This window comes from Nitrosomonas sp. Nm132 (assembly GCF_900100485.1).
Taxonomy (GTDB): domain Bacteria; phylum Pseudomonadota; class Gammaproteobacteria; order Burkholderiales; family Nitrosomonadaceae; genus Nitrosomonas.
Genome location: NZ_FNDH01000011.1, coordinates 23,432 through 35,559, shown reverse-complemented (window position 1 = coordinate 35,559; position 12,128 = coordinate 23,432). Strand labels below are relative to the sequence as shown.

9 protein-coding genes are annotated in these 12,128 nt (G+C 49.2%); 7 read left to right on the top strand and 2 right to left on the bottom strand.

Translation table 11 applies throughout. The features are described from left to right. Positions 1 to 3 precede the first annotated feature (3 nt). A complete protein-coding gene (murA, locus tag BLP80_RS06165; protein WP_090541375.1) occupies positions 4 to 1,257 on the bottom strand; it encodes a UDP-N-acetylglucosamine 1-carboxyvinyltransferase in 1,254 nt (417 codons plus the stop codon). Between the two features lie 118 nt (positions 1,258 to 1,375). Here murA and BLP80_RS06160 point away from each other — a divergent pair, with 118 nt between their 5' ends. Both BLP80_RS06160 and recG read left to right on the top strand, forming a co-directional pair. Next, complete coding sequence (locus BLP80_RS06160) at positions 1,376 to 1,765, top strand: RidA family protein (RefSeq protein ID WP_090541371.1); 390 nt, start codon at positions 1,376 to 1,378, stop codon at positions 1,763 to 1,765. Between the two features lie 69 nt (positions 1,766 to 1,834). Continuing rightward, entirely contained in the window at positions 1,835 to 3,901 is a 2,067-nt protein-coding gene (recG, locus tag BLP80_RS06155; protein ID WP_090541368.1) for an ATP-dependent DNA helicase RecG, read from the top strand. A 143-nt stretch (positions 3,902 to 4,044) separates the two neighbouring features. On the opposite strand, the gene BLP80_RS06150 is transcribed toward recG, so the two are convergent. Next, on the bottom strand, positions 4,045 to 4,824 hold the full coding sequence (locus BLP80_RS06150; RefSeq protein WP_176754288.1) for a DUF5995 family protein: 780 nt from the start codon (positions 4,822 to 4,824) through the stop codon (positions 4,045 to 4,047). A 389-nt stretch (positions 4,825 to 5,213) separates the two neighbouring features. On the opposite strand from BLP80_RS06150, the gene BLP80_RS06145 reads away from it, so the two are divergent. The 5 genes from BLP80_RS06145 to BLP80_RS06125 all read left to right on the top strand — a co-directional run bounded on the left by BLP80_RS06145 (position 5,214) and on the right by BLP80_RS06125 (position 12,100). Continuing rightward, positions 5,214 to 5,510 (top strand): SRPBCC family protein, encoded by a 297-nt coding sequence (locus tag BLP80_RS06145; protein ID WP_176754287.1) that lies wholly within the window; start codon positions 5,214 to 5,216, stop codon positions 5,508 to 5,510. 15 nt (positions 5,511 to 5,525) lie between these two features. Then, entirely contained in the window at positions 5,526 to 5,954 is a 429-nt protein-coding gene (locus BLP80_RS06140; protein ID WP_090541362.1) for a VOC family protein, read from the top strand. Positions 5,955 to 6,022: 68 nt separating this feature from the next. Further along, complete coding sequence (locus BLP80_RS06135) at positions 6,023 to 7,549, top strand: efflux transporter outer membrane subunit (protein WP_256324976.1); 1,527 nt, start codon at positions 6,023 to 6,025, stop codon at positions 7,547 to 7,549. A 121-nt stretch (positions 7,550 to 7,670) separates the two neighbouring features. After that, entirely contained in the window at positions 7,671 to 8,912 is a 1,242-nt protein-coding gene (locus tag BLP80_RS06130) for an efflux RND transporter periplasmic adaptor subunit (RefSeq protein ID WP_090541359.1), read from the top strand. Continuing rightward, positions 8,909 to 12,100, top strand: coding sequence for a multidrug efflux RND transporter permease subunit (locus BLP80_RS06125; RefSeq protein ID WP_090541356.1), 3,192 nt, complete (start codon positions 8,909 to 8,911; stop codon positions 12,098 to 12,100). Before BLP80_RS06130 ends, BLP80_RS06125 begins: the two co-directional genes overlap by 4 nt. The last annotated feature ends 28 nt before the right edge of the window (positions 12,101 to 12,128 follow it).

Here is a 12,128-nt window from a genome sequence, read left to right as displayed (position 1 = left end):
TTTTTAGTTTATGCGTTCTATCTGCGCACCCAGTTGCGATAATTTTTCCTCGATTCGCTCATAACCTCGATCAAGATGATAAATACGGTCAATGACCGTTTCACCTTGTGCAATCAATCCCGCGATAACCAGACTGGCTGATGCCCGCAAATCAGTCGCCATGACACCCGCTCCATCAAGCCGAGGGATACCGTGCACGATAGCGGTATTGCCTTCTACCGTGATATTCGCATTCATGCGTTTCAATTCTTGCACATGCATGAAGCGGTTTTCAAAAATTGTCTCAGTAATGATGGCAGTTCCGTCAGCCACACTGTTGAGCACCATGAACTGAGCCTGCATATCCGTTGGAAAAGCAGGGTAGGGTGCTGTGCGCAAATTCACAGATTTGGGCGGCTTGTTCATGTTGAGATGAATCCAGTTTTCTCCTGAATTGATGATGGCCCCCGCTTCGAGCAATTTATCGATAACTGCGTCCAGTGTATCTGCCCGCACACCTTTAAGATGGATTTCTCCGCTACTGGCAGTTACTGCGGTCAGGAAGGTGCCTGTTTCAATACGATCAGGCATGACATCATGCGTGCAACCATGCAATGCCTTGACTCCTTGAATGGTGATGATATCTGTTCCTGCCCCTTCAATTTTTGCGCCCATTTTAATCAGACACTGCGCCAGATCGACGATTTCAGGCTCACGCGCAGCGTTTTCCAGTATCGTCACACCAGAAGCGAGGCTGGCTGCCATCATAAGATTCTCGGTTCCGGTTACAGTCACGATATCCATGACAATACGTGTTCCAGTCAATTTTTTTGCTTTGGCATGGATATAACCATGCTCGATCATGATTTCTGCACCCATGGCTTGCAAACCTTTAATATGCTGGTCTACAGGACGCAGACCGATGGCACAGCCTCCAGGCAAGGAAATCATCGCTTCCCCCTTATGGGCAAGTAGTGGTCCAAGTACAAGAATGGCAGCGCGCATGGTTTTAACCATTTCATAAGGAGCGGTTGGATTGGTAAGATGGACAGCTGACAATTCTGTTTCTGACTGGTCATTTGCTAAGATGGATACGCCCATTTGTTTTAACAAACTCAACATGGTCGAAACATCTTTGAGATCGGGGACATTTCTGAGCTTGAGCGTGTCATTTGTCAGCAATGAAGCGCATAGAGTAGGTAATGCTGCATTTTTTGCGCCAGAAATGTTAATTTCACCACAAAGTGGCTTACCACCGTGAATAACGAGTTTTTGCATGAATTTGTTTGAGTAATCAGAATTGCTGTAATAAAGAATGATTCATTGAAATATGATCAAGCATCTCAGTGAAAATTATTAACTGAAGTTATATTATCTTAATATTTGAGGAGATAGAATGAATAAACAAATTATCCAGACGACTGACGCACCGCAGGCTATTGGTACTTATTCTCAGGCAATACGCGTGAGTGGAGGAGAGACGGTCTATCTTTCCGGGCAAATTGGACTGGATCCATCGACTATGCAAATGGTAGAAGGCGTCGAATCACAAATTGTACGTGTCATACTCAATATGAAAGCAGTTGCAGTGGCAAGCGGCGGTAGCCTGAGTGATGTCGTTAAACTAAACGTTTATTTAACAGACCTTGCCAATTTTGCCAAGGTTAACGAAATCATGGCCAATCATTTTAGTCAGCCCTATCCAGCACGGGCAGCGATTGGTGTGGCAGCCCTTCCACGAGGTGCACTGGTGGAAATGGATGCGGTGATGGTGTTACCTAAATAATAAGGCGATAGTGCAACCATCCAGGCAGACAGGGAATAACGAAGAACGAAGAACAATCAAGCAACTCACTTGAATACGCCCGAAAGTAATCTCTTTTCTTGTATTAATCAGCAACTGCAGCAAAAGCTTCTCAAGCTGGGTATTCGTGATGAATTAGATCTGATTCTGCATTTACCCCTTCGCTATGAAGATGAGACAAGGCTTTATCCCATCAAGGATATCCCTGATGGGAAGACTGTTCAGGTCGAAGGGGTGATTATTCATTGTGAGATCATCACGCGCCCACGACGGCAGCTGGTATGCCAGATAAAGGATTTCACTGGAATCCTTTATATCCGCTTCCTTAATTTTTATCCTAGTCAGGTGAAAGCCTATTCGGTAGGAACTCGGGTAAGGGTGTTTGGCGAAGTACGCAGCGGTTTCTTTGGGTCAGAAATGATTCATCCCAAGTGTCGGATTGTTCATGAGCAAGCACTTCTGGCTGACACATTGACACCTGTCTATCCAACAACAGCCGGGGTTACGCAAACAACCCTCGTCAAACTGATTCAGCAAGCGCTGAAGAATAATCATGGCGCCGAATGCCTGGCAGAAACACTTCCGGAAACAGTACTGGCACAATATCGGCTGTCAGGATTTAAAGAGAGTGTCTGGTTGCTGCATCAGCCTGCTCCCGATGCCGCCATGACTTTACTGCAATCTCGCACTCATCCAGCCTGGCGTCGAATCAAGTTCGATGAGTTATTAGCGCAGCAATTATCCATGCGCATGCATTATCGTCAGCGACGAAGTTACCAGGCACCTGCTTTGCAGGAGAAAAATCATTTGACGCAAACCTTACTCGCATCGCTTGCTTTCAGCCTGACTGATGCGCAGAAAAAAGTGCTTGCGGAGATCAAGCGCGATCTTGCGACTGCAAATCCGATGCAACGCCTGTTACAAGGCGATGTGGGCAGTGGTAAAACGATCGTAGCTGCCTTGGCGGCGTTGCAGGCAATCGAAAACGGCTATCAAGTCGCCATTATGGCGCCAACCGAGATTCTTGCTGAGCAGCATTATCAAAAATTTCTGTCCTGGCTTACTTCACTCGGTATTACCGTCTCATGGTTATCCGGTAGCCAGAAAAAGAAGCAGCGTGAACACGAACTGGCGGAAATTGCTTCGGGTAATGCCATGCTGGTTGTGGGCACGCACGCCTTGTTTCAGGAGCAAGTCCAGTTTCTCCGATTGGGGTTAGTAATTGTCGATGAGCAGCACCGCTTCGGCGTTCATCAGCGATTATCTTTGCGGCTCAAAGGAAATCAGGCAAACTGGCTTCCCCATCAATTGATGATGAGTGCAACTCCCATTCCGCGTACGCTTTCGATGAGTTATTACGCTGATCTGGATGTATCGGTCATCGATCAATTACCACCGGGCAGATCCCCCGTCATCACTAAGCTGATCGATGAAAGCCGGCGTAATGAAGTGATTGCACGCGTTCGAGAAGCGTGCCATGCGGGAAAGCAGGCTTATTGGGTCTGTCCGTTGATCGAAGAGTCTGAAGTATTGCAGCTTAAAACGGCCGTTGAAACCTATGAAGTACTCAGCCAGACTTTTCCTGATTTAAAGATTAGTCTAGTACACGGGCGACTGAATGCCCAGGATAAATCAGCCATCATGACTGCATTCAACCAGGGAGAGCTTCAGCTACTGGTTGCGACTACCGTGATAGAAGTCGGGGTTGATGTGCCGAATGCTTCGCTGATGGTGATTGAGCACGCAGAGCGCATGGGATTGTCACAGCTCCATCAGTTGCGTGGCCGGATTGGCCGTGGCAGTGAGGCAGGGATATGTGTGCTGTTGTATCAGAAACCATTGTCTCAAATTGCGCGTGAACGGTTGCGCATCATTTTTGAGCATACCGATGGCTTTGAGATTGCCAGGCAAGATCTCAAACTGCGGGGTCCAGGAGAATTTCTCGGCACCCGCCAGAGCGGCATTCCGATGCTGCGTTTTGCCGACCTCCAGAAGGATATGGAGTTACTGGAAGCGGCGCGGGCTGCTGCTGAGTATCTGCTGCGTCATCATTCTGAAGCTGCGCAACGCCATCTTCAGCGCTGGCTGGGGGAGAAAAAGGAATATCTGCGGGCATGAACTTTAAGAGGGCCTGAATAACAGCGGTGAACATAATTTACTCTAGCTGTGTGAATGAATTATATGTTTATCAGAACTCATAATGTTACAGATGATGAGATATCCAATTATTTTTTTACCCTAAATTTTTCCAGTTTAATGAATTACTCCAGTATCTCAATACGCTGACGGATTGTTCCCCTCTCACCTAGACGGATAATTTTGTTGACTAATGAGCCGGAAAAGCCGGGATGAGAAATCACGTTGGAAAACAAGGCAATCCCTGTATCCTTCTCCGCAATTTCCTGCTGACGCTGTTCCGTGGATAAAGGCGACAATGTCTTGGCAAATAACCAGGCGGCATCCCGTGCTTTTTCCATACTGAAATTGATAATGGTTGTTTCCACGCTACCAAGATAACGGTTCAACGATCCCAGCAATGGCCATATCTCAGCCAGTTCGTTCTGAACGCCGCCCACCAGGCTGGCCAGTATCTGATTGATTTTGTCAAAATCGCCTTTCAGGTCGGGTAATTCTTCGGGCGGCACCGTTTCTGCAACGGCTATGCCCAGATCAAGGTTGATATGAGCGTTCATGCCCATTAATAGATGCTGCAAGACGATGGGCCACCAATGTTTGGTTTCATCGAAGGCACGTGCCCAGGACTGGGTTGGCATCCGTCCTGCCTGATATTGATAACAAGCGTGAAGATAGCGGTTGGCGAAAATCACAACCAGACGCGCCATGCGCGGCCCATCATCAAAAAAGCCCTGCTCGATTCCTTTTTTGGTCTGGAAAATGACTTTACGATAGAGCGCCGCAAAATAACCCAGGCGGGAATTATTTTGCTTTGACCATTCAATAATCGCGATTAATTGATGAGCGACATCATCGATCGTTTCTGCGGGTGTTGCAATTGAAGCCGGAAAACGTGTGTCAGACATATCACCTCTCTTTAACCTTCATCAGGTATTGGCTTTAAAAATTGACTAGTTGGTTACCTGTAGGTAGCCTTGCTGACTTCATAACGGAATTTACCCGATTTTCCTGCCGAAGTCTGGTTAACCCGAATATTTCATAAATTGGCACGTGCCAATTTATGAAATATTCGGGTTAACCTGCCTGTCCCATTTTATGGATAAGCGAAGTATTCAGTCTATATATGCAAAAAGCACAACGTATTGCGCCAGGATTGACTGTGCAGTTATGACACGATACCTTTGAATCATCGCCAACTTGCAACTCAGGGAGGAAAGTTGGATCATTTCGATTTCAAAACACCATGCGCGATCCGGATGGCAATGAATATCCAAACTGAGGCGCCTCTCTTAGAGTGATCAAGAACGAGCGCCCTGGTGGCTACCAACATCTATACCCACGCATGGCGCTATCGGCGAAGCCATGCATGACGGTAATCTTGACTTTTGAGAACAGGGATGGCAAGTTAGAATACACGGCATGGGTCTGGCATGGAACGATTGCTGATTGTGAGCAGTACGAAAAAATGGGTTTTTATGAAGGCCGGGCGCAATACCTGATCAGCGGACGGCTCTCCTGGCGCAGCTGTAATTTCGTTAGGCAGGTTGGAGGAACTCATCTGCCGAACCAGGTATCATTTGATGAATCTTAAATTCAAGGAGCTACCATGCCAAACACTGTCATCCAACCTTATCTATTTTTCGGTGGGCGCTGCGAAGAGGCGCTCGATTTCTACCGTACAGCACTCGGTGCACAGGTGGAGATATTTTTGCGCCACAAAGACAGCCCTGAATCTCCCCCGCCCGGCATGCTTCAACCAGACTTTGAAAACAAAATCATGCATACTACTTTCCGTATCGGTGGAAGTACACTGATGGCTTCCGACGGATGTCAGGAAGGTTCGAAGTTTAGTGGCTTTTCCCTGTCGCTTACCGTACCCACAGAAGCCGAGGTTGACCGTGTTTTTGCTGCACTTGCCGATGATGGTGAAGTACAGATGCCGCTGACCAAAACGTTCTGGTCATCGCGTTTCGGCATGCTCACCGACCGCTTTAGCATCAGCTGGATGATTAACGTTGCTGCTGAGTCGTCTTAATCAGGTATGTGAACAAGGACATAACTCAGTTTTTTTACACTTTCCAAGAGGCAGAAATAGGAAATGGCATGTTGTTGCAATTAAGGCATTCTCGTCTGATGGGGGTAGTTGCTTCAGTTGTGAATCTTAAGCAGGTTGATACAGCCAGCATGGCTTTTGCTCGATTCAGAAAAACGTCATTAATCGCTTGTTTATCAAGGATGAAACGCCATCACTGCTGGTTCCGTATGGTGTGGTTACTCCCGAGCTTGTTGATGGTATCCTGCGCCATGGGACCCGATTATTCACGGCCTCGTCTCGATACCGCCGATAATTTTCGTATGACCCGGACGGAAGGACAGTCCATCGCCAATCTCCCCTGGTGGGAGCTTCTCCATGATGAAGAACTGCAGCGGCTCATCAACCAGGCTTTACAGGAGAATAAAGATCTCAAGCAGGCCGTAGCGAGTGTTGAGGAGCTTCAAGCCCGTCTAGATACTGCGCGCATGGATTTTCTGCCCAAAATAGAAATAGATGCCAATGCTCCTGCGGCAGGTAAGCTCGGAGGATTCTCTGTTCCCGGATTTGCGACACCTTTCAATTATTACGGTCGGGCAACCCTTAATTGGGAGCTGGATATCTGGGGCAGGATCCGTCGCTCCAATGAGGCCGCTCGTGCCGATCTGCTGGCGCGTGAGGAAAACCGCCGTGCAGTCATTCTGACGCTAATCAGCGCAGTGGCGCAGGCTTATTTTGATCTTTTGCAATTTGATATGCAGCTGGATATCGCGCGGCGCGCATTGTTTTCGTGGGAAGAATCGGTGGCCATTTCCCGAGCGCAGTTGCAAGAAGGGGTCATTTCCCGCCTCGATCTGGATCAATTCGAAGCGGAGCGTGCGAATGCTGCCGCGCGGGTAGCCGAACTCAAGCGACTCATGATTCAGAAGGAAAATGAACTCAGTGTGTTGCTGGGAAGGAATCCGGCGTCGATTGCGCGCGGCTATCCCCTGACAGAACAGCTGATACCACCCGAAGTGCCGGCGGGTTTGCCTTCCGAGTTGTTGCAACGGCGTCCTGATATCCTTCAGGCCGAACAAACCTTGGCGGCTGCCACTGCCAGAATCGGCGTGGCCAAAGCGGAACGATTTCCCAAGTTTTCGCTGACAGGTTTTCTGGGAGTGGCCAGCCCGGAGTTATCCAATCTGTTACTCTCTGATAGCGAGTTCGGTGTGGGTGGAATTGGGCTGGCCGGTCCACTGCTGAACGCACAAAGCCTGGGTTTTGAGCAACGGGCTGCGGAAGCGCGAGCGAAGCAGGCGCTGGCACAATACGAACAAACCATTCTTGTGGCGTTCAAGGAAGTGGAAGATGCGCTGGTGGCCATTGGTACCGCCAATGATCAGCGTAAAGCGCAGCAAGAACAGGTCGAGTCGTTACGCTCAGCCTTGCGTGTAGCCGACCTTCGTTACGAAGGAGGAATTACTAGTTATGTGGATGTGCTCCTTGCCAAGCGTACGCTATTCGATGCCGAATTCGCGCTCATGGCAACGCACCGTCTTCATTTGGTATCGGTCGTTCAGCTTTATAAAGCCTTGGGTGGCGGATGGATGCCGTGATGATGGGGAGTAGTCGAGTTGAACTTTACCAGAAGCTGATATTTTCGACAGATATTTGATTATCATATAACCTGTCTTTCAAAGATCTTTTCTTTTTCAAGAATAACTAAGAGTTGAATCTATGCATCAAACTATTCAATGGCTAACCGCATTAACCGCTCGAATAGGGCGTGCCATGACAGGCATGAGTATCGGGTTGTTCCTGGTTCTGCTTGCTGGTTGCTCAGAGAAGGCGTCTACAAGCACATCCCCACCTGCTCCTCAAGTGGGGGTCATTACTGTGGCTGCCCGGGCGATTGAAGATGAAGCGGAATTTATCGGGCAGACTGAAGCTTTCCGCCCGGTGGAGATTCGCTCGCAGGTCAGTGGCATCATCAAACAAGTTTATTTTACCGAGGGCCGGAATATAAAAAAAGGAGACCGGCTGTACCTGATTGATCCCGTGCCATTTAAAGCCATTTACCTCAGTAGCAAAGCCAAAGTGGCCGAGGCTCAGGCCCGACTGACTCAGGCTAAACAAGATTTGGCGCGTGTGAAACCGCTGCTTGAGAAACAGGCTGTCAGCAAAAAAAATGTTGATGATGCTCAGGCGGAAGTGCTGGCAGCCAAAGCTGCTCGGGAGGCTGCACAAAATGATCTGATCAAGGCAAAATTCGATCTCGACAATACCCTGATCTCTGCGCCGGTGAACGGCCGCATCGGCAGGAGCCATTTCTACGAAGGGCGATTGATCTCTGCCCAGACCACCCTGTTAGCCACGATCGATCAGCTCGATCCCATGTATGTCAATGTGAGCGTTCCTGAAAGCTATCTCCTGCGGCGCCGTCGCGAACTTGCTGCACTTAAAGTCCAGAGGCCCGATCTCTTTCAATTACGCGGGGTGATGACTTTTTCGGATGGGAGCGTGTATCCAGAGGAAGGCATGCTGGATTTCTCGGATGTTGCCTTGCGACCTGAAACGGGTACCCTGCAAGGGCGATTCAAATTTCCCAATCCAGAAGGAGCAAAAGAACCTGGACAGTCCTATTTTTACCCTGGCCAGTTCGTCAAGATTCGTATCAAGGGCTACATTCGGAGCAACGCTATTCTCATCCCCCAGCGTGCCGTTCAGCAGGGAACGAGTGGTTCATTTGTCTATGTGATTGACGAGGAAGAGAAAGCGGAGCTCCGGCCGATTCAAGCCAGCGCGTGGCATAGTAACGAATGGTTGATCGAAGCGGGGCTGTATGTAGGAGAGCGGGTGGTGGTAGACGGCTTTCATCGAATCCTGCCAGGAACGCGAGTGGATGCCATTGAAAACCAGAAAGAAAAAATCTCCTCTTCCATTCATTCGGAAGAACCAATTACCCAAAACGTGCCATGAGTTCACACTTTTTTATTGACCGGCCTATTTTTGCATCGGTCTTATCGATCATCATTGTCCTAATGGGTCTGGTTGCGTTGCAGGCGTTACCCATCGCACAGTTTCCGCAAATTACCCCGCCCATGGTGCAAATCGATGCGGATTATCCCGGTGCCAGTGCAGAAGTGGTCGCAGAAGCCGTAGCGCGCCCAATTGAGGTGCAACTGCCTGGTATCGATAACCTTCTGTATTACGAATCGACCAGTACGAACGATGGGCACATGACAATGAAGCTCACATTCGAGATCGGAACGGATGTGGATATTGCCCAAGTGCAAACGCAGAACCGGCAGCGTCTTGCCGAGCCTCAACTGCCGGATGAAGTCATTCGTCAGGGCATTACGGTAAAAAAGACATCGCCTGATTTGCTGGCGGTCATTGCGTTGAGCTCCACCGATCCTAAGCATGATACTGTTTATCTGTCGAATTATGGGCTGCTGCGAATTCTCGATAACGTGAAACGGCTGCCTGGCGTCGGCGACGCCATTATTTTTGGTGGTCAGAATTATTCCATGCGGTTAATTCTCGATCCTATTCGTATGGCGCAGCTTAATCTTACACCGACCGAAATTGCGGCTGTCGTTCGAGAGCAAAATCGGGATTTCCCGGCTGGCAGGATAGGCCGTGAACCTACGCCGCAAGGGACAGAACTTACTATCCCGGTCATTACGCGCGGCCGGATGAGCGAGGTCAAGGAATTTGAAGACATGATTATTCGCGCTTATCCGGATGGCTCCATGGTGCGAATGCGCGATGTCGCGCGGGTGGAGCTGGGGGCGCAATCCTATGATCTTGCAGGACGGTGGAATGGAAAACCCAATACGTTTATTTTGACTTTTCTTTCCCCGGGCGCTAATGCGCTCGATACCGTTCAGCGAGTCCGCCAGGAAATGGACAAGCTAACCAAAAGTTTTCCGGCAGGCGTGTCCTACGACATCCCCTACGACACTACTGCATTCGTTGATGTTTCCATCAAAGAGGTCGTGAAGACCCTCAGTGAGGCGTTGCTCTTAGTCATCCTGGTCGTCTTTCTTTTTTTGCAGAGTTGGCGTGCGACGCTCATTCCGGCTCTTGCCGTTCCTGTTTCGCTGATTGGAACGCTCGCGGGTATGGAAGCGCTGGGGTTTTCTATTAATACGCTTACTCTGTTCGGTATGGTCCTGGCCATTGGTATCGTGGTGGACGATGCGATTGTGGTAGTCGAGAATGTTGAGCGGCATATGGCCAAGAGTGGGCTATCGCCAAAGGATGCAGCAAAAAAAGCGATGGGGGAGGTGACCGGGCCGGTGATTGCGATCGTTCTGGTGCTGACTGCTGTGTTTGTACCCGCCGCCTTTTTGGGGGGAATTACCGGTGAATTGTATAAACAATTTGCGATTACCATTGCGTTGTCCGTTGCGATTTCCGGGCTCGTGGCGCTAACCCTCAGTCCTGCTCTGTGCGCCTTGGTTCTCAAGCCGAGCCATGGTTCCTCCAATCGGTTCTGGGAAATATTTAATCGGTCATTTGATTGGATGCAAACACGCTATGTCGGGGCTGTCAGCATCATCCTTAAGCGGTCGGTGATGTCGATAGCCATTTTTTTGGTATTGATATTCATTATCCTTGGCCTATTCAGAACCATTCCAGGTAGTTTTCTTCCGGAAGAAGACCAAGGTTATTTTATTACCATCGTCCAGTTGCCAGACGGTGCTTCTTTGACGCGAACCACTGAAGTACTGAGTAAGATAGAAAGCTACTTCCAATCGATTCCGGCAGTGCATTCAACGGATACGCTGGCTGGTCAGAATTTTGTGTTCGGAACCCGTGGAACCAATCAGGCAACGATGTTCATCCCATTAAACCATTGGGATACCCGCAAAAATGCGCATGAGCAGGTCCCCAGTCTGATTGCGGCAGCTTTTCAGGAGTTTGCCAAAATCCCTGAGGCCTTGATCCTGGCCTTTAATGCGCCCTCGATCAGTGGGCTGGGTTCTACTGGAGGTTTCTCGGTTCAATTGCAAGATCCGAGTGGGGGCGATTTTTCCGAATTTGCTGCGGTCGCTCAGGAATTTGTGACTAAAGCCATGGAACATCCTGCGATCGCCGTTGCCAGCACCAGTTTTCGTGTAAGCGCCCCCAGGCTTTACGCTCAGGTAGACCGGGAACGGGCCAAAGCATTGGGTGTACCTATTTCTGAAGTTTTCGATACTATGCAGGCTTATTTTGGAAATCTGTATATCAATGATTTTGTGAAATTTGGCCGCATCTACCGGGTGCAAACGGAAGCATTGCCCGAATACCGGTCTAACCCGGATGACATTAGTAAAATCTATGTACGCGCCCAGGATGGCACGACAAGCACCATGATTCCGCTGAGTTCCGTTGTAACCACTGAATTTAACAGCGGGTCAGACCCGGTGACCCATTTCAACGGCTTCAATTCAGCGCTCGTGCTGGGAGGCGCTGCGCCCGGTTATAGTTCAGGGCAGGCGCTTGATGCACTGGAGCAGGTAGCGAATGAAATTCTGACTCCAAAGGGCTACACGCTTGATTGGAGCGGGATATCCTTCCAGGAGCGCAAAGCTGGGGGACAATCTGTGCTGGTATTTTCTTTTGCGCTACTCATGGTCTTTCTGGTATTGGCTGCTTTATACGAAAGTTGGTCTATTCCATTTGCGGTTATTCTTGCGATACCTTTTGGGATTTTTGGAGCGCTGCTAGCCATCTGGACGCGAGAACTGAGCAATGACATTTATTTTCAAATCGGCTTAGTCACCCTGATCGGACTGGCTGCTAAAAATGCAATCCTGATCGTCGAGTTTGCCAATCAACGCTATGCCGAAGGTGTATCCCTAGTCGACGCAGCGCTTGAGGCGGCACGCCTTCGTTTCCGGCCTATCATCATGACCTCCATGGCCTTCATTCTCGGTGTATTTCCGCTGGTGATTGCATCGGGAGCGGGCGCAGCGAGCCGGAACTCCATCGGAACGGGCGTATTCGGCGGTATGTTGGCCGCCACATTTCTAGCGATCTTTTTTGTGCCGCTATTTTTCGTATTGATTGGAAAAATCAAGCGACAAGCTGAACATTCCGTGTCTGAAGCAGTATCTGAAACCAAACAAATTGAGGCCGATGATTCCTTTTCTGCAAAAGAAAAATCAGAGTAGTTATTTGTCAAAAGATGATGAAATGAAT

Coding starts and splice junctions, on each gene's coding strand:
- BLP80_RS06140 (WP_090541362.1), top strand. CDS start 5,526: ATGCCAAACACTGTCATCCAACCTTATCTATTTTTCGGTGGGCGCTGC.
- BLP80_RS06135 (WP_256324976.1), top strand. CDS start 6,023: ATGTTGTTGCAATTAAGGCATTCTCGTCTGATGGGGGTAGTTGCTTCA.
- BLP80_RS06130 (WP_090541359.1), top strand. CDS start 7,671: ATGCATCAAACTATTCAATGGCTAACCGCATTAACCGCTCGAATAGGG.
- BLP80_RS06150 (WP_176754288.1), bottom strand. CDS start 4,824: ATGTCTGACACACGTTTTCCGGCTTCAATTGCAACACCCGCAGAAACG.
- BLP80_RS06125 (WP_090541356.1), top strand. CDS start 8,909: ATGAGTTCACACTTTTTTATTGACCGGCCTATTTTTGCATCGGTCTTA.
- murA (WP_090541375.1), bottom strand. CDS start 1,257: ATGCAAAAACTCGTTATTCACGGTGGTAAGCCACTTTGTGGTGAAATT.
- BLP80_RS06160 (WP_090541371.1), top strand. CDS start 1,376: ATGAATAAACAAATTATCCAGACGACTGACGCACCGCAGGCTATTGGT.